The sequence below is a fragment of the Pseudomonas sp. HC1(2025) genome, from assembly GCF_058742075.1.
The window spans coordinates 854,427-880,106 of sequence record NZ_CP196017.1 but is presented as its reverse complement, the minus strand read 5'-3'; the positions used below and the strand labels follow the sequence as shown (position 1 = coordinate 880,106).

General features: G+C 58.0%; 21 protein-coding genes and 2 tRNA genes. 1 reads left to right on the top strand and 22 read right to left on the bottom strand.

Translation table 11 applies throughout. The features are described from left to right. Positions 1-75 precede the first annotated feature (75 nt). The 15 genes from pnp to rlmE form a co-directional block, all read right to left on the bottom strand. Positions 76-2,181: a polyribonucleotide nucleotidyltransferase gene (gene pnp, locus ACSSVH_RS03735; RefSeq protein ID WP_169955077.1), complete on the bottom strand. Its 2,106-nt coding sequence runs from the start codon at positions 2,179-2,181 to the stop codon at positions 76-78. Between the two features lie 194 nt (positions 2,182-2,375). Beyond that, positions 2,376-2,645, bottom strand: coding sequence for a 30S ribosomal protein S15 (gene rpsO / locus ACSSVH_RS03730; RefSeq protein ID WP_003177875.1), 270 nt, complete (start codon positions 2,643-2,645; stop codon positions 2,376-2,378). A gap of 159 nt (positions 2,646-2,804) precedes the next feature. After that, entirely contained in the window at positions 2,805-3,722 is a 918-nt protein-coding gene (truB, locus tag ACSSVH_RS03725; RefSeq protein ID WP_169955078.1) for a tRNA pseudouridine(55) synthase TruB, read from the bottom strand. 3 nt (positions 3,723-3,725) lie between these two features. Continuing rightward, positions 3,726-4,121 carry a 30S ribosome-binding factor RbfA gene (rbfA, locus tag ACSSVH_RS03720; protein ID WP_029298974.1) on the bottom strand — a complete coding sequence of 132 codons (396 nt, stop codon included), beginning with the start codon at positions 4,119-4,121 and terminating at the stop codon, positions 3,726-3,728. A 159-nt stretch (positions 4,122-4,280) separates the two neighbouring features. Beyond that, a complete protein-coding gene (infB, locus tag ACSSVH_RS03715) occupies positions 4,281-6,800 on the bottom strand; it encodes a translation initiation factor IF-2 (protein WP_492634099.1) in 2,520 nt (839 codons plus the stop codon). Between the two features lie 27 nt (positions 6,801-6,827). Continuing rightward, positions 6,828-8,309 carry a transcription termination factor NusA gene (gene nusA, locus ACSSVH_RS03710; RefSeq protein ID WP_038445977.1) on the bottom strand — a complete coding sequence of 494 codons (1,482 nt, stop codon included), beginning with the start codon at positions 8,307-8,309 and terminating at the stop codon, positions 6,828-6,830. Between the two features lie 59 nt (positions 8,310-8,368). Next, a complete protein-coding gene (gene rimP, locus ACSSVH_RS03705) occupies positions 8,369-8,827 on the bottom strand; it encodes a ribosome maturation factor RimP (RefSeq protein ID WP_032867412.1) in 459 nt (152 codons plus the stop codon). 140 nt (positions 8,828-8,967) lie between these two features. Further along, a tRNA-Met gene (locus tag ACSSVH_RS03700) sits at positions 8,968-9,044 on the bottom strand. Between the two features lie 96 nt (positions 9,045-9,140). Then, positions 9,141-9,226: transfer RNA gene (locus ACSSVH_RS03695), tRNA-Leu, on the bottom strand. Positions 9,227-9,247: 21 nt separating this feature from the next. Then, positions 9,248-9,631: a preprotein translocase subunit SecG gene (gene secG, locus ACSSVH_RS03690; protein ID WP_029298979.1), complete on the bottom strand. Its 384-nt coding sequence runs from the start codon at positions 9,629-9,631 to the stop codon at positions 9,248-9,250. A gap of 4 nt (positions 9,632-9,635) precedes the next feature. Then, positions 9,636-10,391: a triose-phosphate isomerase gene (tpiA, locus tag ACSSVH_RS03685; RefSeq protein ID WP_070994377.1), complete on the bottom strand. Its 756-nt coding sequence runs from the start codon at positions 10,389-10,391 to the stop codon at positions 9,636-9,638. A 66-nt stretch (positions 10,392-10,457) separates the two neighbouring features. Further along, positions 10,458-11,795 (bottom strand): phosphoglucosamine mutase, encoded by a 1,338-nt coding sequence (glmM, locus tag ACSSVH_RS03680; RefSeq protein ID WP_029298983.1) that lies wholly within the window; start codon positions 11,793-11,795, stop codon positions 10,458-10,460. Positions 11,796-11,811: 16 nt separating this feature from the next. Continuing rightward, the gene (folP, locus tag ACSSVH_RS03675; RefSeq protein ID WP_170043569.1) at positions 11,812-12,663 is read right to left on the bottom strand and encodes a dihydropteroate synthase; all 852 of its coding nucleotides are present in this window, start codon (positions 12,661-12,663) and stop codon (positions 11,812-11,814) included. Positions 12,664-12,671: 8 nt separating this feature from the next. After that, the gene (ftsH, locus tag ACSSVH_RS03670) at positions 12,672-14,582 is read right to left on the bottom strand and encodes an ATP-dependent zinc metalloprotease FtsH (protein WP_029298988.1); all 1,911 of its coding nucleotides are present in this window, start codon (positions 14,580-14,582) and stop codon (positions 12,672-12,674) included. A 200-nt stretch (positions 14,583-14,782) separates the two neighbouring features. Further along, a complete protein-coding gene (rlmE, locus tag ACSSVH_RS03665; protein WP_038445965.1) occupies positions 14,783-15,433 on the bottom strand; it encodes a 23S rRNA (uridine(2552)-2'-O)-methyltransferase RlmE in 651 nt (216 codons plus the stop codon). A 105-nt stretch (positions 15,434-15,538) separates the two neighbouring features. Here rlmE and ACSSVH_RS03660 point away from each other — a divergent pair, with 105 nt between their 5' ends. Next, the gene (locus ACSSVH_RS03660) at positions 15,539-15,847 is read left to right on the top strand and encodes a YhbY family RNA-binding protein (RefSeq protein WP_029298992.1); all 309 of its coding nucleotides are present in this window, start codon (positions 15,539-15,541) and stop codon (positions 15,845-15,847) included. Between the two features lie 8 nt (positions 15,848-15,855). On the opposite strand, the gene ACSSVH_RS03655 is transcribed toward ACSSVH_RS03660, so the two are convergent. From ACSSVH_RS03655 to dnaK, 7 genes are all read right to left on the bottom strand, one after another. Further along, positions 15,856-16,260, bottom strand: a complete 405-nt coding sequence (locus tag ACSSVH_RS03655; RefSeq protein WP_432755024.1) for an MFS transporter — start codon at positions 16,258-16,260, stop codon at positions 15,856-15,858. Positions 16,261-16,288: 28 nt separating this feature from the next. Further along, positions 16,289-16,765, bottom strand: a complete 477-nt coding sequence (gene greA / locus ACSSVH_RS03650; protein WP_032862903.1) for a transcription elongation factor GreA — start codon at positions 16,763-16,765, stop codon at positions 16,289-16,291. Further along, entirely contained in the window at positions 16,762-19,983 is a 3,222-nt protein-coding gene (gene carB / locus ACSSVH_RS03645; RefSeq protein WP_169955084.1) for a carbamoyl-phosphate synthase large subunit, read from the bottom strand. Before carB ends, greA begins: the two co-directional genes overlap by 4 nt. A gap of 105 nt (positions 19,984-20,088) precedes the next feature. After that, complete coding sequence (gene carA / locus ACSSVH_RS03640) at positions 20,089-21,225, bottom strand: glutamine-hydrolyzing carbamoyl-phosphate synthase small subunit (protein ID WP_169955085.1); 1,137 nt, start codon at positions 21,223-21,225, stop codon at positions 20,089-20,091. Between the two features lie 259 nt (positions 21,226-21,484). Beyond that, positions 21,485-22,291 carry a 4-hydroxy-tetrahydrodipicolinate reductase gene (dapB, locus tag ACSSVH_RS03635; protein ID WP_492634098.1) on the bottom strand — a complete coding sequence of 269 codons (807 nt, stop codon included), beginning with the start codon at positions 22,289-22,291 and terminating at the stop codon, positions 21,485-21,487. Between the two features lie 10 nt (positions 22,292-22,301). Continuing rightward, positions 22,302-23,426 carry a molecular chaperone DnaJ gene (dnaJ, locus tag ACSSVH_RS03630; protein WP_492634097.1) on the bottom strand — a complete coding sequence of 375 codons (1,125 nt, stop codon included), beginning with the start codon at positions 23,424-23,426 and terminating at the stop codon, positions 22,302-22,304. A gap of 316 nt (positions 23,427-23,742) precedes the next feature. Beyond that, positions 23,743-25,662, bottom strand: coding sequence for a molecular chaperone DnaK (gene dnaK / locus ACSSVH_RS03625; RefSeq protein WP_169955088.1), 1,920 nt, complete (start codon positions 25,660-25,662; stop codon positions 23,743-23,745). Positions 25,663-25,680 lie beyond the last annotated feature (18 nt).

Genomic DNA, 25,680 nt, shown 5'->3' with positions numbered 1-25,680 from the left:
TTACCTTCACTTTCCCGCAGTCCAAAAAAAAGGACTCCGAAGAGTCCTCTTTTTCAGCGTGAAGCCTGGGAGTGATTAAACGCCCGAAGCCTTGGCTGCTGCTACGTCCTTGATGGACAGTTTGATACGGCCGCGGTTGTCCACGTCCAGTACCAGCACTTCCACTTCCTGGCCTTCTTTGAGGATGTCGGTCACTTTCTCAACGCGAGCATCGCTCAGCATGGAGATGTGAACCAGACCGTCCTTGCCAGGCAGGATGTTGACGAATGCGCCGAAGTCGACGATGCGCTCGACCTTACCGACGTAGATCTTGCCGATCTCGGCTTCTGCGGTGATACCCAGGACGCGCTGACGTGCAGCTTCAGCCGCTTCCTTGGTTTCGCCGAAGATCTTGATCGAACCGTCGTCTTCGATATCGATCGAGGCCTTGGTTTCTTCACAGATCGCACGGATAGTCGCGCCGCCTTTACCGATGACATCACGGATTTTGTCGGTGTCGATTTTCATCGCGATCATGGTCGGAGCATTTTCCGACAGTTCGGTGCGGGACTGACCAATGATCTGGTTCATCTGGCCGAGGATGTTCAGGCGCGCTTCCAGGGCTTGGCCCAGAGCGATCTCCATGATTTCTTCGGTGATGCCCTTGATCTTGATGTCCATCTGCAGCGCGGTAACACCTTTGGCGGTACCGGCTACTTTGAAGTCCATGTCGCCCAGGTGGTCTTCGTCACCCAGGATGTCGGTCAGGATGGCGAACTTCTCGCCTTCTTTAACCAGGCCCATGGCGATACCGGCAACCGGTGCCTTCATCGGAACGCCGGCGTCCATCAGAGCCAGGGAAGCACCGCAGACCGAAGCCATGGAGCTGGAACCGTTGGACTCGGTGATTTCCGACACAACACGAATGGTGTACGGGAACACGTCGGCGGCAGGCAGCATGGCTGCAATCGAACGACGGGCCAGGCGGCCGTGACCGATTTCGCGGCGACCAGCACCACCCATGCGACCACACTCACCTACCGAGAACGGAGGGAAGTTGTAGTGCAGCATGAACGGGTCTTTTTTCTCGCCTTCCAGGGTGTCCAGCAGCTGTGCGTCACGGGCAGTACCCAGAGTCGCGACTACCAGGGCCTGGGTTTCACCACGGGTGAACAGGGCCGAACCGTGGGTCTTCGGCAGAACGCCGACTTCGATGTTCAGCGGACGTACGGTGCGGGTGTCGCGACCGTCAATACGTGGCTTGCCGTTAACGATATTTTCGCGAACGGTGCGGTATTCGATTTCGCCGAAGGCTGCTTTGACTTCGCTGGAAGAAGGCTGGCCTTCTTCACCGGACAGCTTGGCAACAACCTGGTCCTTCAGTTCACCCAGGCGAGCGTAACGGTCGGCCTTGATGGTGATGGTGTAGGCGTCGGAGATCGCAGCACCGAACTCGGAGCGAATAGTGCCCAGCAGTGCGGTGGCTTCAGGCGCAGGAGCCCAGGTCCAGGTTGGCTTGGCAGCTTCAGCAGCCAGTTCTTTAACAGCGTTGATCACAACCTGGAACTCGTCGTGAGCAAACAGTACAGCGCCCAGCATCTGGTCTTCGGTCAGCTCTTTGGCTTCCGATTCAACCATCAACACGGCTTCCGAAGTACCGGCAACGACCATGTCCAGGCTCGAAGCTTTCTGTTGTTCGTAAGTCGGGTTCAGCAGGTAGCCGGTGCTTTCGTGGAACGCAACACGGGCTGCGCCGATCGGGCCATCGAAAGGAATACCGGAGATGGCCAGGGCAGCCGAGGTGCCGATCATCGCAGCGATGTCCGGATCGGTCTTCTTGCTGGTGGAAACGACGGTGCAGACAACCTGCACTTCGTTCATGAAGCCTTCTGGGAACAGCGGACGGATCGGACGGTCGATCAGTCGGGAAGTCAGGGTTTCTTTCTCGGAAGGACGGCCTTCACGCTTGAAGAAACCACCAGGGATCTTACCGGCAGCGTAAGTCTTTTCCTGGTAGTGAACGGAAAGAGGGAAGAAGCCTTTGCTTGGGTCAGCGGTCTTGGCGCCTACAACGGTCACCAGTACGGTAACGTCGTCGTCAACGGTGACCAGCACTGCGCCGGAGGCTTGACGGGCAATACGGCCTGTCTCGAGGGTAACGGTCGACTGACCGAACTGGAATTTTTTGATAACCGGGTTCACGGTGTCCTACCTTCTTTGTGGCTCTTGGGGAACTTGTCTTCTTGCGAAATTCTTGGGCAATGTCGGGAATCGGCCCAACGCCTGTCCAGGGTAAAACGTGTATCCAGATAAAACTTGAGGCTGGAAGCCTGCCATGGGCCAGCGGGAAACCCACTGACACACGACAGCCAACCAACCTCTAGCGCAATCGCTGATTAGCGACGCAGACCCAGGCGACCGATCAGAGTCTGATAACGACCCAGATCCTTGCCTTTCAGGTAGTCCAGCAGCTTACGACGCTGGTTTACCATGCGGATCAGACCACGACGGGAGTGGTGATCTTTACCGTTGGCCTTGAAGTGACCTTGCAGCTTGTTGATGTTGTGGGTCAGCAGTGCAACTTGCACTTCTGGCGAACCAGTGTCACCAACAGCTTGCTGATAGTCAGCTACGATTTGTGCTTTTTCTTGAACGTCGAGAGCCATGAGGCAATCCTTTTTTCAGGAAACCACCCAAAGGGCAGTTTCAACAGGCCAGGGACAAATCCCTGTATCTAAAAATGAGTAGTGACCGTGCCTGTTAACAGCCACCCTCGTTCCAGTTTGCGTAAAAACTACTGCGCTTTTACCACAAACTGGTTCCGGTCATTCTGACCGAATCAGTCGACGCGGCGCGATGCGCCCGTCTTCGCTCACTTCACCGATACCGATAAAGCGACCGTTGTGATCTTGTACCCGCACCATGCCGAACTTCGGGGCATCCGGTGCACGTACTGGCTGGCCGTTGAGCCAGTAGAACGCGCTGTGCTCCGAAAAGTGCAGCAATGGCCAATCCAGCAAACCGCTGTCCGATGGCATCAGGAAGCGATCAACTGCTTCATTGCCGCCTTCGGCATGCACGGCTTCCAACTCTTCCAGCGTGACCGTCTGGGCCAGGGTAAAAGGGCCAGCCTGGGTACGTCGCAGTTCTGCAACGTACGCGCCGCAACCGAGCTTTTCACCGATATCTTCCACCAGGGTACGGATATAGGTGCCTTTGCTGCAGTCCACGGCCAAGCGGGCAGTCTCGCCTTCACAGGCAAGCAATTCCAAGCGCGCAATAGTAACAGAACGCGGTTCGCGCTCCACTACTTCGCCCGCACGTGCCAGCTTGTAAAGAGGCTGGCCATCACGCTTGAGAGCCGAGTACATCGGCGGTATCTGACTGATTTGCCCACGAAAAGCGGGTAAAGCGGCCTCGATATCTGCACGACCAACGGTCACGTCGCGAACCTGCAGAACATCACCTTCGGCGTCAGCCGTGGTGGTGGTCTTGCCCAGTTGCATCAGGGTTTCATAACCCTTGTCTGAATCGAGCAGGTATTGCGAGAACTTGGTGGCCTCGCCAAAGCACAATGGCAATACGCCAGTAGCCAAGGGGTCGAGGCTGCCGGTGTGCCCGGCCTTCTCGGCATTGAGCAGCCAGCGGACCTTCTGCAAAGCGGCATTGGAGGTAAAGCCAATGGGCTTGTCGAGCAGGATGATGCCACTGACGTTACGACGGATACGCTTGACCTGAGCCACCGCTTACTCCTTGGCGTCTTCAGGTGTGGACGGATGCTGATTGTCTTCAGCCACGGCACGCTCGATCAGGGCCGACAGGTGCGCACCACGCACGACACTTTCGTCGTAGTGGAAGTGCAACTGGGGCACGCTGCGCAGCTTCATCTCACGGGCCAACTGCATGCGCAGGAAGCCTGCGGCAGAGTTGAGCACCTTGATGCTTTGCGCGATCTCTTCGCTGTTGTCCTGGCCCATCACGGTGATGAAGATCTTCGCGTGACCAACGTCACGGCTCACTTCAACAGCGGTAATGGTGACCAGGCCAACGCGCGGGTCTTTGACTTCGCGACGGATCAGTTGGGCCAGCTCGCGCTGCATCTGATCGCCGATACGTTGGGTACGGCTGTATTCTTTTGCCATGTCTTGTTACCTGTTACTGCCACACGGTGAAACCCGTGGGGTCTGAAAGCGGCAAACGCCCGGCCTGACAAAAGCCAGACCGGGCGTTGCGTTTAGAGTCCGGACACTGCGCGGGACATTTGCATGCCCACACGCGGCGTGGCTCCTGAAGTGCGCGAGTTAGAGGCTGCGAGCAACCTGGACCTTCTCGTAGACTTCGATCTTGTCGCCAGGCTTGACGTCGTTGTAGCTCTTGACGCCGATACCGCATTCCATGCCGGCACGTACTTCGGAAGCGTCATCCTTGAAGCGGCGCAGGGATTCCAGCTCGCCTTCGAAGATAACGATGTCTTCACGCAGTACACGGATTGGACGGTTACGGTGCACAGTACCTTCGATAACCATGCAACCCGCGATCGCGCCGAACTTCGGCGAACGGAACACGTCACGCACTTCGGCAACACCCAGGATATTTTCCCGCACGTCACTGCCAAGCATGCCGGTAAGGGCTTTCTTGACGTCTTCGATGATGTCGTAGATGACGTTGTAGTAACGCATGTCCAGGCCTTCCTGCTCGACAATCTTCCGTGCGCCAGCATCGGCACGCACGTTGAAGCCGAACAGTACAGCGTTGGAGGCCAGTGCCAGGTTGGCATCGGATTCGGTGATACCACCGACACCGCCACCAACAACACGCACTTGCACTTCGTCGTTACCCAGGCCGTTCAAGGCGCCGTTCAACGCTTCGAGGGAACCACGGACGTCAGATTTGAGGACGATGTTAAGCGTCTTCTTCTCTTCCTGGCCCATGTTCTCGAAGATGTTTTCCAGCTTGCCGGCGTGAGCACGGGCCAGCTTGACTTCGCGGAACTTGCCTTGACGGAACAGAGCCACTTCACGGGCTTTCTTCTCGTCGGCAACTACGCTCATCTCGTCGCCAGCGTCCGGGGTACCGTCCAGGCCGAGAATCTCGACCGGGATAGCAGGACCTGCTTCCTTGATTGGCTTGCCGTTCTCGTCGAGCATGGCACGTACACGGCCGTAGTTCGAACCGACCAGGACCATGTCGCCTTGGCGCAGGGTACCGTCTTGAACCAGCACGGTCGCAACCGGGCCACGACCCTTGTCGAGGCGCGATTCAACCACGACACCACGGCCAGGAGCCGATGGCGTAGCGGTCAGTTCCAGGACTTCGGCTTGCAACAGGACTGCTTCGAGCAGTTCGTCAACGCCGGTACCCATCTTCGCCGAGACCGGTACGAATGGAGTGTCGCCACCCCACTCTTCGGACGTCACGCCGTGAACCGAAAGTTCGCTACGGATGCGATCGAGATCGGCGCCCGGCTTGTCGATTTTGTTCACTGCAACCACCAGCGGCACACCAGCAGCCTTGGCATGCTGAACGGCTTCGATGGTTTGTGGCATTACGCCGTCGTCCGCTGCAACCACCAGGATCACGATGTCGGTCGCCTTGGCACCACGGGCACGCATTGCGGTAAACGCGGCGTGACCTGGGGTATCGAGGAACGTCACCATGCCACGGTCGGTTTCAACGTGGTAGGCACCGATGTGCTGGGTGATGCCGCCGGCTTCGCCCGCTGCAACCTTGGCACGACGGATGTAGTCGAGCAGGGAAGTCTTACCATGGTCAACGTGGCCCATTACGGTCACGACTGGCGCACGGGAAACTGCCTCACCTTCAAACTTCAGGGACTCGGCCAGGGAATCTTCCAGGGCGGTGTCGCTGACCAGGGTCACTTTGTGGCCCAGCTCCTCAGCAACCAGTTGGGCAGTTTCCTGGTCCAGTACCTGGTTGATGGTGGCCGGAGTACCCAGCTTGAACATGAACTTGATGATTTCAGCAGCCTTGACCGACATCTGCTGGGCCAGATCGCCCACAGTGATGGTCTCGCCGATCTTCACTTCACGCACGACAGGGCCGGTTGGGCTCTGGAAACCGTGGGCGTTGCGTTTCTTCAGCTTGGCCTTGCCGCGACCACCACGACGGAAGCCATCGCTTTCTTCGTCGGTAGTACGTGGCGCAACGCGTGGAGCAGGCGCTTTCTCTTTGACCGAAGCACGATGTGGAGCGTTTTTGCGCTCACCATCACCACTGCCGCGACGATTGTTATCGTCTGCGCGTGGCTTGTCCGGACGACGAGGTTCGTCGCGCTTGCGAGCGTCGGTTGCAGGAGCAGGTGCGGCGGCAACAGGAGCGGCCTCACGCACAGCTTCAACAGGCGCGGCAGGAGCGGCGACTGCATCAGTAGCGGATTGCGCAGCAGCAGGCTGGCGACGCGCTTCTTCTTCGGCGCGACGCTTGGCTTCTTCTTCAGCCTTCTGACGTGCAGCATTTTCTACTGCGCGACGTTCGTCCATCTCGCGTTTGCGCTCGGCTTCGATTTCTTCCGGGCTGCGCTGCACGAAGACTTTCTTCTTACGCACTTCAACGCTGATGCTTTTGCTACCAGCCACCCGCAGGGTGCTGGTTGTTTTGCGCTGCAATGTAATCTTGCGCGGTTCTTCCACTTTCGCCTTGTGGCTGCTTTTCAAGTGAGTCAGCAACGATTGCTTCTCACTGTCGCTCACATGTTCCTCGGCGGCGGTGTGCGGCAGACCTGCCTCACGCATCTGCTGCAACAGGCGCTCTACCGGTGTTTTGACCTCATCGGCCAGTTGTTTCACCGTGACTTGCGTCATGCACTTCTCTCCTCAGGCCGCGCCTAATTACTCGAACCAATGGGCTCGGGCGGCCATGATCAACTTGCCGGCACGATCATCGTCAATGCCGTCGATGTCGAGCAGGTCGTCAATAGACTGCTCGGCCAGGTCTTCGCGGGTAATTACGCCGCGCACCGCCAGTTCCATCGCCAAATCCTTGTCCATACCCTCAAGCGAGAGCAGGTCTTCGGCCGGATGGGCGTCTGCCAGCTTTTCCTCAGTAGCGATGGCTTTAGTCAACAAGCGATCCTTGGCCCGAGCGCGAAGCTCGTTGACGGTGTCTTCGTCAAAGCCGTCGATGTTGAGCATTTCCTCCACCGGTACGTAGGCAATCTCTTCCAGGCTGGTAAAGCCTTCATCTACCAGCACCTGTGCCAGGTCTTCGTCGACTTCCAGCTCGTCGATGAAGTTGCGCAGGATGTCGCCGGTTTCTGCTTGCTGCTTAGCCTGGATGTCCGATTCGGTCATGACGTTCAGGGTCCAGCCAGTCAACTGGCTGGCCAGACGCACGTTCTGACCACCGCGACCGATGGCCTGGGCCAGATTGTCTGCGCCAACGGCGATGTCCATTGCATGGGCATCTTCGTCAACAATAATTGCCGCGACTTCGGCCGGGGACATGGCGTTGATCACGAACTGCGCCGGGTTATCGTCCCACAGCACGATATCCACACGCTCACCGCCCAATTCGCCCGACACTGCCTGGACGCGCGAACCGCGCATACCAATGCAAGCGCCCTGCGGGTCGATGCGTTTGTCCTTGGAGCGGACCGCGATCTTGGCGCGCGAACCCGGGTCGCGGGACGCAGCCATCACTTCGATCAGGCCTTCGGCAATTTCCGGCACTTCGATACGGAACAGCTCGATCAACATTTCCGGCGCAGTACGCGACAGGATCAGTTGAGGGCCACGGTTCTCGGTGCGGATTTCCTTGAGCAGCGCACGCAAGCGCACGCCAACACGGAAGGTTTCGCGAGAAATGATGTCTTCACGGGCCAGCAACGCTTCAGCGTTGTTACCCAGGTCGACGATCACGTTGTCGCGGGTCACTTTCTTCACGGTGCCGGAGATGATTTCCCCCAGGCGCTCGCGATAGGCGTCAACGACTTGAGCGCGCTCGGCTTCGCGGACCTTTTGCACGATGACTTGCTTGGCAGTCTGTGCAGCGATGCGGCCGAACTCGATGGACTCGATCTTTTCCTCGACGACGTCACCCACCTGGGCACCAGGATGCGTTTGCGCAACCTTGCTTGGCCAGGTTTCGATGGCCGGATCATCAAGATCGGCTTCTTCGACGACTGTCCAGCGACGGAAAGTCTCATAGGCTCCGGTGTGGCGGTTGATTTCCACACGCAGATCAACTTCGTCTTCAAAACGCTTTTTGGTAGCAGTGGCCAGGGCCAACTCCAGCGCTTCAAAAATCACGTTAGCCGGTACGCCCTTTTCATTGGATACCGACTCAACAACCAGCAGTACTTCTTTGCTCATCGTACGCCTCGCCTTTCGCAAGCCATTGGATCCGCGGGATCCGCAGTTTCTGGCACGTCTCAGTCAAAACTGGGAATAATGTTGGCCTTGTCGATCATATCGATCGGCAACAGGAACTCGTGGTCTTCTACCTGCACCACTACATCCTGTTCTTCTACACCGCGCAGAAGGCCCTGAAAGTTGCGTCGCCCTTCAAAAGGAGATCGCAGCTTGATCTTCACTTGTTCACCGGCATATTTAGCAAACTGCTCAATAGTGAACAGTGGGCGTTCCATGCCTGGCGAGGAAACTTCGAGGGTGTATTCAACGGCGATCGGATCTTCAACATCCAGGACACCGCTGATCTGACGGCTGACGATGGCACAATCGTCCACCAGCACGCCGCCCTCTTTATCGATATAAACGCGCAACATTGAGTGGCGACCTTGAGCCGAAAACTCAATACCCCAGCATTCATAGCCTAGGGCCACGACCACCGGGGCCAGCAAGGCCTGCAACTCTTCTAGCTTGCTCGACACCTGAACCCCCTCGTGCATGTATGTGCATGCTGTGCAAAATAAAAAAATGGGCGAAACGCCCATCCTTGAAACGCCGTCGAACAGCGGCGTTGAAAGTGTCCAGCTAACAAAAAGCCCCTTAAAAGGGGCTCCGCTAAAACTGGTTGCGGGGGCCGGATTTGAACCGACGACCTTCGGGTTATGAGCCCGACGAGCTACCAGACTGCTCCACCCCGCGACAAAGCTGGGGCGGAAGTATACGACCGATCCCTTACAGGGTCAATGTAACCTTCCACCTACAAGAAAGCCCGCAACAGCGGGCTCTCCTGATAATTGGTACCGAGAAGGGGACTCGAACCCCTACACCCTATGGGCACAACCACCTCAAGGTTGCGTGTCTACCAATTCCACCACCTCGGCAATACAGCGTTTACAACCTTCTTACTTCTGCTCTTGAGCTGGAGGCACGTCAGTCGCTGGAGTAGCCGACTTTTGCTCTTGAAGCACCGGGACATCATCAGAAGCCGGTTTTGCTTTTGGTACTTCCAACACTGCTGGATCTGGCAAACCTGCTTGAGTCAGCACATGAGCTTTCTCTTTAGCAAAGTAACCTAACCCCAGGCTGGTTATGAAGAAACCGGCGGCAAGTATAGCAGTAAACTTACTAAGAAAGGTAGAGGAACCTTGGCTTCCGAACACAGTATTTGAAGCACCTGCCCCGAAAGACGCACCAGCGTCCGCACCTTTACCCTGTTGCAGCAATACCAGGGCAACAACGCCCAGCGCACCCAACAGATGAAAAACGACTACGACTGTTTCCAGCATTTTCTCAGTTTCCCGCGGCGCGACAAATCGCACCGAACTCATCTGCATTCAGGGAAGCTCCACCAATGAGCCCCCCATCGATATCCGGCATGCCGAACAGTTCGACCGCATTGGCCGCCTTCACGCTGCCGCCGTATAGAAGCCGCACACCTTGTGCGACCTCAGAATTCTCTGCCGCCAACTGCGCGCGGATGGCTGCATGCACATCCTGCGCCTGTTGCGGTGTAGCAGTCAGCCCGGTGCCAATGGCCCAGACCGGCTCGTAAGCAATCACTGCCTTTGCAAATGCACCAACACCCAGCTCCTCGATGATGCTGCCCAGCTGACGCGAGACAACTTCAAGAGTCTTGCCCGATTCACGCTGCTCCAGGGTTTCCCCTATGCACAACACTGGAATCAAGCCACAAGCCTGTGCCGCTGCGAACTTGCGGTTGAGCGTCCCATCCCGCTCGCCCATCATCTGACGGCGCTCGGAGTGCCCAACAAGCACATAGGAACAACCCGCATCAACCAACTGACTCGGTGCAATCTCACCGGTCAACGCACCCTGCATGGCTTCTACTGCGGAATTCTGCGCGCCGACCTGGATCGACTTGCCTTTCAAGCCATCAACCACTTGGTTGATATGCAAGCAAGGCGGGAATACCGCAATATCGACACCGCTTGGCAAAGCCAGGTGACGAAGGCCATTGACCAGCTCAGCGACACTGGCGCGGGTACCGTGCATCTTCCAGTTACCAGCTACCATAGTGCGACGCATGCTGTACCTCGTCGGTCAAAGTGGGCGCAGATGTTACCCAACCACATCATCACTGGCAAGCCGAATTCAGGCGCAAACTTCAGTTACCAGTTTTGCCAGCTCTTCGGCGTAGCCACGAACCTGTGTTTCGTCATCGCCTTCAACCATCACACGCACCAAAGGCTCGGTCCCCGACTTGCGCAACAAGACCCGGCCACGCCCCGCCATGGCGACGGTAACGCGCTCACAGGCTTCCTTGATCGCCGGGTGCTCGATAGGGTTTTCACCACCCGAGAAACGCACATTGAGCAATACTTGAGGGCACTTGCGTAGCGCCTGGCGCGCCTGAGCCAGGCTTTCTTCGCGGCGACGCAGGGCCAATAGTACCTGCAGCGCCGCGATAATCGCATCACCGGTGGTGGTGTGCTGGAAGCACACGACATGGCCCGAATTCTCGCCACCCACCACCCAGTTGCGCTCCAGCAGCTCGGCAATCACGTAGCGGTCGCCAACATTGGCGCGCACGAACGGGATCCCCAGGTCGGCCAGGGCCAGCTCCAGCCCCAGGTTACTCATCAAGGTACCGACGACGCCGCCTTGGAGCTTGTTACGCTCATGCAGGTCGCGGGCAATGATGAACAGCAGGTCGTCACCGTCGACGATGGCACCGGTATGATCGACCATCAGCACGCGATCACCGTCACCATCAAAGGCGATACCCAGATCCGCATGCTCGGCCAATACCGCTGCCTGCAATTGCCCCATGTGGGTCGAACCGCAGTTGTCGTTGATGTTCAGGCCGTTAGGCTGAGCCGACAGCACGGTGACCTCGGCGCCCAATTCCTTGAATACGCTGGGAGCGACCTTGTAGGTGGCACCGTGGGCACAGTCGATGACCACCTTGAGTCCGGCAAAATTGGTGCTGGTAGGCACGCTGCTTTTGCAAAATTCGATATAACGACCCGACGCGTCGTTGATCCGCGATACCTTGCCCAGCTTGCTCGACTCGACGACGGTCATCGGCGCATCCAGCAGTTCTTCAATCATGTGTTCGATCTCGTCCGGCAGCTTGGTGCCCTGGCCCGAGAAAAACTTGATGCCATTGTCGTCATGGGGATTGTGCGAAGCACTGATCACAATCCCGGCTTCAGCGTGAAAGGTACGCGTCAGATAAGCGATCGCCGGCGTAGGCATCGGCCCCAGCAACATCACATCAGCCCCGGCAGCGGACAGGCCCGCCTCCAGCGCAGACTCGAACATGTAACCGGAGATCCGCGTGTCCTTGCCGACCAGGATGCGGCATGCGCCCATGCTGCGAAAGGCCATCCCGGCCGCCCAGCCCAGCTTGAGCATGAAATCCGGAGTGATCGGGAATTCGCCGACCCGACCACGAATACCGTCGGTGCCAAAATATTTCTTTGTCATAAGTGCTCCATCATTCTTATTCGGCTGATTCTACCGCTTCGATCATCCGCACTACGTCAACTGTCTCGGCCACATCATGCACCCGCAGAATGCGCGCCCCCTTGGCCACGGCCAGCGCCGCGAGGGCCAGGCCGCCATACAGGCGCTCGCCCACGGGACGATTCAAGGCCATGCCTATCATGCTCTTGCGTGACACCCCAACCAACAGGGGGCGACCAAGGGCATGCAGCGACTCCACATGTTTGAACAGGCTCAAGTTGTGCTGCAGGGTTTTGGCAAAACCAAACCCCGGGTCGAGAATGATCCGCTCAGGTGCAATTCCTGCAACGGCGCATTGGGCAATGCGACTCACCAGAAATTCCGTCACTTCTTCAACCAGGTTGTCGTAGTGCGGGGCGTCCTGCATCGTCCCGGGCTCGCCAAGCATATGCATCAGGCACACAGGCAACCCGGTGGCAGCAGCAGCATCCAGCGCACCATCGCGCTGCAATGAGCGCACATCGTTGATCAGCCCCGCGCCGAGTCGCGCGGTCTCACGCATGACGGCGGGCGTCGAGGTATCTACCGAGATGATGACATCCAGCTCACGATGGATTCGCTCGACAATCGGCGCAACACGCTCCATCTCCTCCAGCGGGGAAACAGCACGTGCTCCAGGCCGGGTCGATTCACCACCGACATCGATAATGGTCGCACCCGCAGCCACCATTGCCTCTGCATGACGCAAAGCCGCGTCCAGCTGGCTGAAGCGACCACCGTCGGAAAAGGAATCAGGGGTTACGTTGAGAATGCCCATAACGTGGGTACGGGCCAAATCAAGAACCCGGTTGCCGCAAGGCAACCGGGTGGAGGACAACACAGAAGTCATTTCAAGCCTTAAAGGTCGGCAGCCGGGCCGCCGATTGGGTTTTCCGGGCGCTCATTCTGTACCACTGGCGGTGTTCCAGAAGTACCCGAACCACCTTCCCAATCACGAGGCTCGCGAGGAGTACGGCCAGCCATGATGTCGTCGATCTGCTCGGCATCAATAGTCTCGTACTTCATCAGGGCATCAGCCATGGCGTCGAGCTTGTCACGGTTATCGGTAAGGATCTGCTTGGCCGTGCCGTAGCACTGGTCAATGATGCTGCGCACTTCAGAGTCGATCAGCTTGGCAGTCTCGCCGGAGAAGCTGGCACTTTGACCGCCGCCCCCACGACCCAAGAATACTTCGCCTTCTTCCTCGGCATACATCAGCGGGCCAAGTTTTTCCGAAAGACCCCACTTGGTGACCATGTTCCGCGCAATCTGGCTGGCACGCATGATGTCGTTGGACGCGCCGGTGGTTACACCGTCAAAGCCCAAGGTCATCTCTTCAGCGATACGGCCGCCGTACAGCGAGCAGATCTGGCTGATCAGGGCACGCTTGGAGAGGCTGTAACGATCCTCTTCCGGCAGGAACATGGTGACACCCAACGCCCGACCACGAGGAATGATCGACACCTTGTAGACCGGGTCATGCTCAGGCACAACGCGACCTACAATGGCGTGACCGGCTTCGTGATAAGCGGTGTTCTGTTTCTCTTTCTCGGACATGACCATGGATTTGCGCTCAGCGCCCATCATGATCTTGTCCTTGGCCAGCTCGAACTCTTTCATCTCGACGATGCGCTTGCCGGTACGGGCAGCGAACAGCGAGGCCTCGTTCACCAGGTTGGCCAGGTCGGCACCGGAGAAACCAGGAGTACCACGGGCAATCACGCCCGGCGCCACGTCATCGCCCATTGGCACTTTGCGCATATGGACCTTGAGAATCTGCTCGCGGCCACGGATATCCGGCAAGCCAACCACCACCTGGCGGTCGAAACGGCCCGGACGCAGCAGCGCCGGGTCAAGTACGTCAGGACGGTTGGTGGCGGCAATCACGATGATGCCGTCGTTCATTTCAAAGCCGTCCATCTCCACCAGCAACTGGTTGAGGGTCTGCTCACGCTCATCATGACCACCGCCCATGCCCGCACCACGATGGCGACCGACAGCGTCGATTTCATCGATGAAGATAATGCATGGCGCGTGCTTCTTGGCCTGCTCGAACATGTCACGCACACGGCTGGCGCCTACACCGACGAACATCTCGACGAAGTCGGAACCGGAAATGGTGAAGAACGGCACCTTGGCTTCACCTGCAATCGCCTTGGCGAGCAGGGTTTTACCGGTACCCGGAGGACCAACCATCAGTACGCCGCGAGGAATACGGCCACCCAAGCGCTGAAACTTGCCTGGGTCGCGCAGGAACTCGACCAACTCGCCGACTTCTTCCTTGGCTTCGTCGCAACCGGCAACGTCAGCCAGGGTGGTTTTTACCTGGTCTTCGGAAAGCAGGCGCGCCTTGCTCTTGCCGAAGCTCATCGGCCCGCCCTTGCCCCCTGCACCACCTTGCATCTGGCGCATGAAGAACATGAACACGGCAATAATCACCAGGATCGGGAAGCTGGCTACCAGCAACTGGGTCCAGATGCTCTGCTGCTCAGGCTGCTTGCCCTCGACGACCACCTTGTTGTCCACCAGGTCACCGATCAGGCCATTGTCCTGGATCGCCGGACGGATGGTCTTGAAGCTGTCGCCATCGTTGCGCTTGCCGGTGATCACGTAGCCATCAACCGCTACGCGCTCGACCTTGCCATCCTTAACTTGCTGGATGAAGTCGGAATAGTTGAGGGTCTGCGGCTCGTTAGGGCTGGAGAAGTTGTTCATCACCGTCACCAGGACAGCCGCGATGATCAACCACAGGATCAGATTCTTTGCCATATCGTTCAATTAACTACCCTCTGAAGCAAGCTCCGCTACTGGCGCGCGCTTCGCATGATATTCACCGGCCTAACTTACTACATTACCTACAACTCTGGCAGGCGCCGTCTGTAACCCTTTGTGAAACTTTGACTACACAATATTCGTAAAGCTTCGTGACGAAAGCGATATAAAAAAACCTATCGACTCCCTTAAAACCTTTAAAGACGCTCATCACTGGCAGCGCCTTCGACACCGCGGTAACCGCGGCCCAGCAAATACTGCTCGCGAGACCTGTCCCTCGACGAGTCAGGCTTGCGGGTCTGCACCTTGTCGAACAGCTTGCGCATGTTCTTGTGGTACTCGTCAAAACCTTCCCCAAGGAAGACCTTGACCAGAAAATCACCACCCGGACGCAGAACCCTTCCTGCCAGATCCAGTGCCAATTCGCACAGGAACATGGCACGTGGCATATCCACGGCTGGTAATCCACTCATATTGGGGGCCATATCCGAAATCACAAGGTCTACCTGCGAATTTCCGACAGCCTCGAGGATCTGTGCCAACACGTCATCACGGGTAAAGTCGCCATGGACGAAGGTCACATCAGGGATGCTGTCCATCTCCAGGATATCGGAAGCGATCAACCGGCCTTGCCCACCAATCAGACGACTGGTCACCTGGGACCAGCCACCTGGGGCTGCGCCAAGATCGATTACGCTCATGCCTGGACGGATCAACCGGTCCTTTTCCTGGATCTCCAGCAGCTTGTAGCTGGCCCGGGAACGGTAGCCATCCTTTTGCGCCTTTTTGACGTAAGGATCGTTGAAATGCTCTTTAAGCCAGTTAAGGCTAGTTTTGGAACGGGCCACGGGCCACCTCGAAAATAAAACGGGTCGTGATTAACTGGGCGGTCCCGGACTCGCTCGGGTAAACTGGCCGCCGCTTTTTACAAGATCAGACGCAGGGGTCAGATTATGCCGCTCACTCAAGAGCAGAAGAAACAGTACAAATCCATTGGCCACCATCTGAAACCAGTTTTGATCGTGGCTGACAACGGTTTGACTGAAGGTGTGTTAGCCGAACTTGAACGCGCATTAGGCGATCACGAGCTGATCAAGATCAAGGTCAATATCCTCGATCGCGAAGCGCGCCTGGCCGCCATTGCAGAACTGTGCAAGGTGGGCAAGGCGGACCTGGTTCAGGTCATCGGCAAGATGGCGCTGCTGTATCGCAAGAATTTCAGCGCCAACAAGCAATTGTCGAACGTTCACCGCTTCAAATGATACAAGGGTCACGGGCGTGCTTCGCGCGCCCTGCCACTCCATCCCGGCACCGGCTGTACCACCAGCACCAAGCCAGAAAACCCTAGCACAAGATAGCTGAACAGCTGCCAGCGCAACGCTTCCGGCAGCAATATGCGCACCACGCAATACATTGCGCACGCATACAGCGCCATCAACAGCAGTTGCCCGCGCATATCCCGCCACAAACTCCCCAAGCCCTCAGCCTTGACCAGCACCAATGCCTGGAGAGTCACGCACGCCGCCGCAAATCCCACCAGCAGCGCACTCAATAATCCGCCGATCTCATCGATCAGCAACGGCGCCAGGCCAATCATGCCCAGTACCGGCAATACACCCAGGTGTAACAGCCACAGGCCGCCAACCCAGAGCATCTGGGCCAGCTGCCAAAGCATGGCGCCCGCTGGAAGCGGGCGCCGTCCTTCAGATGTGACGAACTTCGACAATCTCGTACTCGATCACGCCACCAGGCGTCTTGACGGCGACCACGTCACCCTCTTCCTTGGCGATCAAGGCACGGGCCAGCGGCGAACCGACGGAAATCTTGCCGAGTTTGAAGTCAGCCTCGTCCTCACCCACGATATGGTAAGTCACGCTTTCATCCGTCTCGACGTTGGCGATTTCCACAGTCGTGCCAAAAATCACCTTGCCGGTCTTCGGAATGGTCGTGACATCGATGATGACCGCATTCTGCATGCGCCCTTCGATATCACGGATCCGCGCCTCGACCATACCTTGCTGCTCACGAGCAGCGTGGTATTCGGCGTTTTCCTTCAAGTCACCCAACTCACGGGCCGTACCGATGTCCTGGCTCAGCTTTGGACGTACGACCTTGGTCAGGTGGGCGTGCTCCTCTTCCAGGGCCTTGGCGCCCTGGACAGTCATAGGGTATTTGATCATGCCTTCAATCCTGCGTGTAGATCCTGCAAGCGACGCACGGTCTTTTCCGGACCGAACTTGAGCGCTTCACAGATGGCTTCGCCAGCAGCAATGGTGGTAGTGCAGTAGATCTTGTGCTGCAAGGCATTACGACGAATGGAGTAGGAATCCGCGATCGACTGGCGACCTTCGGTGGTGTTGATGATCAGGGTGACTTCGTCATTCTTGATCATGTCGACCACGTGCGGACGGCCTTCCGTTACCTTGTTCACGCGACGCACTTTCAGGCCAGCGGCTTCAATCAGCTTGGCGGTCCCGGCAGTGGCCACGACTTCGAAGCCCAAGTTGATCAGATCACGGGCCACGCCTGCAACCAGTGGTTTGTCATCATCACGCACGCTGATAAACGCAGTACCGCCGGTCGGCAGCACTTCGCTGGCGCCCATCTGGGCCTTGGCGAATGCTTCGCCGAAGGTATCGCCCACGCCCATCACTTCACCGGTGGACTTCATCTCTGGACCCAGGATCGGGTCCACGCCAGGGAATTTGGCGAATGGGAATACCGCCTCTTTCACGCTGTAGAAGTTCGGAATGATTTCCTTGGTGAAGCCGATTTCCTTCAAGGTCTTACCGGCCATCACACGGGCGGCAATCATTGCCAGGGATACGCCGATGCACTTGGAAACAAACGGCACGGTACGCGAGGCACGTGGATTGACTTCGATGACATAGATGTCTTCGCCCTGCAGCGCCAACTGTACGTTCATCAGGCCGACCACACCCAGCTCCAAGGCCATTTTCTTGACCTGTTCGCGCATTTCGTCCTGAATGTGCAGCGGCAGCGAGTACGGCGGCAGGGAGCAGGCGGAGTCACCGGAGTGAACGCCCGCCTGCTCGATGTGCTGCATGATCGCGCCGATCACTACGTCGGTACCGTCGCAGACCGCATCCACGTCCATCTCGATGGCGCAGTTGAGGAAGTGGTCCAGCAGCACCGGGCTGTCATTGGACACTTTCACCGCATCACGCAGGTAGCGCTTGAGTTCGTCTTCTTCGTAGACGATTTCCATCGCCCGGCCGCCCAGCACGTAGGACGGACGCACCACCAGCGGGTAGCCGATCTTGCTGGCGGCGCGGATGGCTTCATCTTCGCTGCGCACAGTAGCGTTTGGCGGCTGACGCAGGTTCAGGCGCTCGACCATTTGCTGGAAGCGCTCACGGTCTTCGGCACGGTCGATGGCGTCTGGGCTGGTACCGATGATCGGCACGCCGGCCGCTTCCAGGGCCCGCGCCAGTTTCAGCGGGGTTTGCCCGCCGTACTGCACGATCACGCCTTTTGGTTTCTCGACGCGACAGATTTCCAGCACGTCTTCCAGCGTTACCGGCTCGAAGTACAGGCGGTCAGAAGTGTCGTAGTCAGTGGAAACAGTTTCCGGGTTGCAGTTGACCATGATGGTCTCGTACCCGTCTTCGCGCAGGGCGAGGGCGGCGTGTACGCAGCAGTAGTCGAACTCGATGCCCTGGCCGATACGGTTTGGACCGCCACCCAGAATGATGATCTTGTCGCGACCCGACGGCGCGGCTTCGCACTCTTCCTCGTAAGTGGAGTACAGGTACGCGGTGTCGGTGGCGAACTCTGCGGCGCAGGTGTCAACACGCTTGTAGACCGGGAAGATATCCAGCTTGTGGCGGTGGGTGCGCAGGTTTTTCTCGGTCACACCCAGCAGCTTGGCCAGACGCTGGTCGGAGAAGCCTTTGCGCTTGAGGCGGAACATCAGGTCGCGGTCGATAGAGGAAAGACCCAGGGTCTTGACCTTCTCTTCTTCCTTGATCAGATCTTCGATCTGCACCAGGAACCAAGGGTCAATCATGTTCATACCGAAGATGTCTTCGACGGTCATGCCCGCGCGGAAGGCGTCAGCCACGTACCAGATACGCTCGGCGCCCGGGACGGTCAGCTCGCGCTTGAGGATGCTCATGCTTTCCGGGTTGCTCAGGTCGAGCTTCTCGTCCAGACCGCAAACGCCCACTTCCAGGCCACGCAGGGCTTTCTGAAGGGACTCCTGGAATGTCCGGCCAATGGCCATGACTTCACCGACCGACTTCATCTGAGTGGTCAGGCGGGCGTCAGCTTTCGGGAACTTCTCGAAAGCGAAGCGCGGCAGCTTAGTGACGACGTAGTCGATCGACGGCTCGAAGGACGCCGGCGTAGCACCGCCAGTGATTTCGTTTTGCAGCTCGTCCAAGGTGTAACCGATCGCCAGCTTGGCAGCGATGCGTGCAATCGGGAAGCCGGTAGCTTTTGATGCCAGCGCCGAAGAACGCGATACACGCGGGTTCATCTCGATCACGACCATGCGGCCCGTGTCCGGGCAGATACCGAACTGAACGTTGGAACCGCCGGTTTCAACGCCGATCTCACGCAGTACCGCCAACGAGGCGTTACGCATGATCTGGTATTCCTTGTCCGTCAGGGTTTGCGCAGGTGCAACGGTGATCGAGTCACCGGTGTGCACGCCCATCGGGTCGAAGTTTTCGATCGAGCAGACGATGATGCAGTTGTCCTTTTTATCGCGGACAACTTCCATCTCGTACTCTTTCCAGCCGATCAGGGATTCGTCGATCAACAGCTCTTTGGTCGGCGACAGATCCAGGCCGCGGGCGCAGATTTCTTCGAACTCTTCACGGTTGTAAGCGATACCGCCGCCGGTGCCGCCCATGGTGAAGGACGGACGGATAATGCACGGAAAGCCGAGCTTTTCGAGAACCGCGTTGGCCTCTTCCATACTGTGGGCGATACCCGAGCGCGGGCAATCAAGACCGATAGACTTCATGGCCTTGTCGAAACGCGAACGGTCTTCAGCCTTGTCGATGGTGTCGGCATTGGCGCCGATCATTTCTACGCCGAACTTTTCCAGGACGCCTTCGCGCTCCAGGTCCAGGGCACAGTTCAGTGCAGTCTGGCCACCCATGGTCGGCAGCAGTGCGTCCGGACGCTCTTTCTCGATGATCTTGGCAACGGTCTGCCATTTGATCGGTTCGATGTAGGTGGCGTCGGCCATGTCCGGGTCGGTCATGATGGTGGCCGGGTTGGAGTTCACCAGGATGACGCGGTAACCCTCTTCGCGCAGGGCCTTGCAGGCCTGGGCGCCGGAGTAGTCGAATTCACAGGCCTGGCCGATAACGATCGGGCCAGCGCCGAGAATCAGGATGCTTTTTATGTCTGTACGTTTTGGCATGGGTTTGTCACTCAAATCCGCAGGTCAGTCGGCAAGCCGTCTTGAACAATCTTTGAAGAGCCTGCGGGGGCCACCGAAATTCGGGGCCGCCCGCAAGCCACTCAGTCAGCGTCGCTTGGCCATCTCATTGATGAAACGGTCGAACAGCGGCGCTACGTCGTTCGGGCCCGGGCTCGCTTCAGGGTGGCCCTGGAAGCTGAACGCGCTCTTGTCGGTGCGCTCGATACCCTGCAGGGAACCGTCGAACAGCGACTTGTGAATGGCACGCACATTGGCCGGCAAGGTGGCTTCATCCACCGCAAAACCGTGGTTCTGGCTGGTGATCATCACCACGCCCGTATCCAGGTCTTGTACCGGGTGGTTGGCACCGTGATGGCCATGGCCCATTTTCAGGGTCTTGGCGCCGGAGGCCAGGGCCAGCAGTTGGTGACCGAGGCAGATACCGAATACCGGGATCTCGGTGTCCAGCACTTGCTTGATGGCCTTGATGGCGTAGTCGCATGGCTCCGGGTCACCCGGGCCGTTGGACAGGAACACGCCATCCGGTTGCAGGGCCAGTACGTCGGCGGCCGGGGTTTGCGCCGGCACCACGGTTACGCGGCAACCGCGCTCGACCAGCATGCGCAGGATGTTGTACTTGATGCCGTAGTCGTAGGCCACGACGTGGTACGGCAGCTCGCTGGCTTCGATAGTCGCGTGGCTGTCGGTCTTCAAGTCCCAGACAGTGGAGCGCCACTCGTACTTCTCTTTGGTGCTGACAACTTTCGCCAGGTCCATGCCTTTCAGGCCAGGGAAGCCCTGCGCTGCAGCAATCGCAGCTTCTTCGGAAATATTGTCACCGGCCATGATGCAGCCGTTTTGCGAACCTTTTTCACGCAGGATGCGCGTGAGTCGGCGCGTGTCGATACCAGCGATTGCCACCACGTTGTTGGCTTTCAGGTAATCGGACAGAGACATCGTGTTACGCCAGTTGCTCGCAACCAGTGGCAGATCACGAATCACCAGACCGGCCGACCAGACACGATCAGACTCGACGTCTTCCGGTGTGGTACCGGTGTTGCCGATGTGCGGATAGGTCAGGGTAACGATCTGTTGGGCGTAGGAAGGATCGGTAAGGATTTCCTGATAGCCGGTCATGGCGGTGTTGAACACCACCTCTCCAACGGTCTGACCGTCGGCTCCAATGGCTTCGCCGCGAAAAATGCTGCCATCAGCAAGGGCGAGTATGGCTGGCTTAGTCAAGAAGACCTCCCGTAAATAAAGCCTGAAAGGGCGATCGCAGGTTGTAAAAAAGCGGAGTGACGTATGGACACGTCACCCCGCTTCTTCACTGAATTATTCTGCGCGCTTTTAGTGGACACACTAAAGCTGTAGCTTACAGAAAAAGGCTTTTTTGGTCCACCGCTAATGAGCCGAAAAGGCAGGAGAATGCGACAGGACGTCGCTTAGCGGGTAAAAACGGGGCCCTAGAGTAATACCCGGGGCCCGTTTTTGCTACTGATTAACGCAGATCCAGCACATCTTGCATGTCATAGAGGCCCGCTTCGCGCCCCTCCAGCCACAATGCCGCACGCACTGCGCCCTTGGCGAAAGTCATGCGGCTGGAGGCCTTGTGGGTGATTTCCAGGCGCTCACCTTCGGCAGCAAACAGCACCGTGTGATCACCGACCACGTCACCGCCGCGCACAGTGGCAAAGCCAATGGTCTCGCGCTCGCGAACACCGGTATGCCCCTCGCGACCATACACCGCGACTTTCGACAGATCGCGCCCCAACGCATCGGCAATCACTTCACCCATGCGCATGGCGGTCCCCGATGGCGCATCGACCTTGTGCCGGTGATGGGCCTCAATGATCTCGATATCCGCATCATCACCCAGCACCCGTGCAGCCATGTCGAGCAACTTCAGCGACAGGTTGACGCCCACACTGAAGTTGGCGGCAAACACGATAGGAATGTCCTTGCCCGCCGCGACGAGCAACTGCTTCTGCTCGGCATTCAGGCCGGTGGTGCCAATGACCATGGCCTTGCCCGCCTTGCGGCAGAACGCCAGGTTTTTCAGCATCACTTCGGGCAGGGTGAAATCGATCAACACATCGAATTCATCAACCACTTGCTCCAGGCTGCCGGACAGCGCCACACCGATCCGCCCCAGCGCAGCCAACTCGCCAGCATCGGCGCCGATCAGCGTACTGCCGGGGCGTACGATTGCCGCAGTCAACCCCGACAGAGGCGAGCGCTGCTGCACCGCCTCCACCAGGTTCTTACCCATGCGCCCGGCGGCGCCCATCACTGCTATACGTCGCATATCCACGTCCTTACAGGTCGCCGAAGAAGCGCTTCACGCCTTCGAACCAGCCAGCAGTCTTGGGCGAATGGGAGCCATCACCGGCCAGCGAGCTGCGCAGCTCTTCGAGCAACTCACGCTGGCGACGATCCAGGTTGACCGGGGTTTCGACGGCCACACGGCACATCAAGTCGCCCGCACCACCGCCGCGCACCGGCGCCACACCCTTGCCACGGATCCGGAACTGCTTGCCGGTCTGCGTCCCCTCGGGGATCTTCAGCTTGACCCGACCTTCGAGGGTCGGAATCTCCAGCTCGCCACCCAGGGCCGCATCGACAAAGCTGATCGGCACTTCGCAGAACAGGTGCTTGCCGTCACGCTGGAAGATCGCGTGCTCGCGCACATTGATCACCACGTACAGGTCGCCCGTCGGACCACCCTGCGTACCCGCCTCGCCTTCACCGGACAAACGGATGCGGTCACCGGTATCAACACCCGCAGGCACTTTCACCGACAGGGTCTTGTACTCTTCGACACGCCCTTCGCCGTGGCAGGAATCGCACGGATCGGAAATGATTTTGCCCTGACCATGGCAGCGCGGACAGGTTTGCTGCACAGAGAAGAAGCCCTGCTGCATGCGCACCTGACCAATACCACCACAGGTTGGGCAAGTGATCGGCGAAGAGCCCTTCTTGGCGCCCGAACCATCGCACGGCTTGCAGTTGACCAGCGTCGGTACACGGATGTTGACGCTGGTGCCGCGCACGGCTTCTTCCAGGTTCAGCTCCAGGGTGTAGCGCAAGTCGCTGCCGCGCTGGGCACCGCCGCGCTGACCGCCGCGACCGCCACCAAAGAAGTCGCTGAAAACATCTCCGAAGATGTCGGAGAAGTTCTGCCCGCCAAAACCGGCACCGCCGCCACCCATGCTTGGATCGACACCGGCATGGCCGTACTGGTCGTAGGCGGCACGCTTGTTCGGATCACACAGGCATTCGTAGGCCTCATTGGCCTCTTTGAACATTTCTTCGGATTCTTTGCTATCCGGATTACGGTCCGGGTGATGCTTCATCGCCAGGCGACGATAGGCCTTCTTCAGGTCCGCCTCGCTGGAGCCGCGCTCCACACCCAACACTTCGTAATAGTCACGCTTTGCCATAAGTCTTTGCACTCTTAAGGACGTTCGGCAAAACCCTCCTGAGCCTGCCAAACTCGTTGAGCCCCAATACAGGCCCGGACCCAACTCACGTCAAATTCAACGATCCTGGTCTTTACTGCTCTCAGCCGAGACCCAGCTAAAAACGCGGTGACTGTTGATCGCAAAGCAGGAGCATTCCCGATCACACCGCCAGCATCCGAACCTTGTCGCATGCTGTAAAAATTCCCGTACCCCAGACACGCCAACGCGGGAGCAAGCTCCCGCGCGGCGACATCCTACCAGTCACCGCTTGATAGCGGTCAACCGGGCGACCAAGTTACTTCTTCTGGTCGTCAACTTCTTCGAAGTCAGCATCGACAATGTCGTCGTGCTTGGCTTCAGGCTCTGCCTGTTGCGCCGCAGCGTCACCTTGCGGGTCCTGCTCGGCGTACATCTTCTGAGCGACCGGCGCGGAGACTTTCGACAGTTCCTCAACCTTGGCGTCGATGGTGGCCTTGTCGTCGCCTTTAACAGCGGCTTCCAAGGCAACCACGGCGGCTTCGATTGCGGTCTTCTCTTCAGCAGTCACTTTTTCGCCAGCATCAGCGATCATTTTGCGAGTCGAGTGAACCAGCGCATCACCCTGGTTACGGGCAGCGGCCAGCTCTTCGAACTTGCGATCTTCCTCGGCGTTCTTTTCAGCATCGTTGATCATCTGCTGAATTTCTTCCTCGGACAGGCCAGAGTTGGCCTTGATCACGATCGACTGAGTCTTGCCAGTAGCCTTGTCCTTGGCGCCTACGTGCAGAATGCCGTTGGCGTCGATGTCGAAGGTCACTTCAATCTGTGGCACGCCACGTGGAGCTGGTGGAATCTCGGCCAGGTCGAACTTGCCCAGGGACTTGTTCTGCGCGGCCTGCTTACGCTCACCTTGCAGCACGTGAATGGTCACTGCGCCCTGGTTGTCATCGGCAGTCGAGAACACTTGCGATTTCTTGGTAGGAATCGTGGTGTTTTTCTCGATCAGCGCGGTCATCACGCCGCCCATGGTTTCGATACCCAGGGTCAGCGGGCTGACGTCCAGCAGCAGCACGTCCTTCACGTCACCGGCCAGTACCGCACCTTGGATGGCAGCACCCATGGCAACTGCTTCGTCCGGGTTGACGTCTTTACGCGCTTCTTTACCGAAGAACTCGGTGACCTTCTGCTGCACCAGCGGCATACGGGTCTGACCACCGACCAGGATCACGTCGTTGATCGAGCCTACATCGATACCCGAATCTTTCAGGGCGATGCGGCAAGGCTCGATGGTGCGTTGAACCAGGTCTTCAACCAGCGATTCGAGCTTGGCGCGCGAAATCTTCACGTTCAGGTGCTTAGGACCGGTGGCGTCTGCAGTAATGTACGGCAGGTTCACATCGGTCGAATTGCTCGAAGACAGTTCGATCTTGGCTTTTTCAGCGGCTTCTTTCAGACGCTGCATCGCCAGCGGGTCACCCTTGAGGTTCATACCGCTTTCTTTCTTGAATTCGTCAACGAGGTAGTCGATCAGACGAATGTCAAAGTCTTCACCGCCGAGGAACGTGTCACCGTTGGTCGCCAACACTTCGAACTGGTGCTCGCCATCAACTTCAGCGATTTCGATCACGGAAACGTCGAAAGTACCGCCACCCAGGTCATAAACGATCACAGTGTGGTCGCCCTTGGCCTTGTCCATGCCGTAGGCCAGAGCGGCCGCGGTAGGTTCGTTGATGATACGTTTTACGTCCAGGCCCGCGATGCGGCCGGCGTCTTTGGTCGCCTGGCGCTGGCTGTCGTTGAAATAGGCCGGAACGGTGATCACCGCCTCAGTCACTGCTTCACCCAGGTAGTCTTCGGCAGTCTTTTTCATCTTTTTCAAGATTTCAGCCGAGATTTGCGGTGGCGACATTTTCTGGCCGTTCACTTCAACCCAGGCGTCACCGTTGTCGGCCTTGGCGATTTTGTACGGCACCATCTTGATGTCTTTCTGTACGACTTCTTCGTCGAACTTACGACCGATCAAACGCTTCACCGCGTACAGGGTGTTATGCGGATTGGTCACAGCCTGACGCTTGGCGGACTGGCCTACCAGGATCTCGCCGTCGTTGGCATAAGCCACGATAGACGGAGTGGTACGCGCGCCTTCTGCGTTCTCAATAACCTTGGATACGCCGTTTTCCAGCACGGAGACGCAGGAGTTGGTAGTCCCCAGGTCGATACCGATAATTTTGCCCATGATTCACTCTCCCGAAAC